The 268-nt window shown below is 49.3% G+C and carries 1 rRNA gene; it reads right to left on the bottom strand.

Annotated features, from left to right (window positions below):
• Positions 1–63, bottom strand: a 5S ribosomal RNA gene (gene rrf, locus QP915_RS11630); the annotation flags it as partial.
• Positions 64–268 lie beyond the last annotated feature (205 nt).

Here is a 268-nt window from a genome sequence, read left to right as displayed (position 1 = left end):
GCAGGCTTAGCTTCCGGGTTCGGAATGGGACCGGGCGTTTCCCTGCAGCTATTGACCACCGACAAACATACGAAGCAAAAATACCCTTTTTGGGTGCCCACTTTGTGTGGGTGTTGTGTCAGATACTGCATAGTGGACGCGGTCACGACAGTGACTGTTTCTTCTTCTTACTCTTTTGTTGAGTTACACCGAGTGTGTTGGTGTTTGTTGTGGTCAATTAGTACCAGTAGCCTTCACACCTTACAGTGCTTCCAGGTCTGGCCTATCT

The organism is Corynebacterium sp. MSK158 (genome assembly GCF_030229085.1).
Lineage (GTDB): Bacteria > Actinomycetota > Actinomycetes > Mycobacteriales > Mycobacteriaceae > Corynebacterium.
This window is presented reverse-complemented; position numbering and strand designations above follow the sequence as displayed.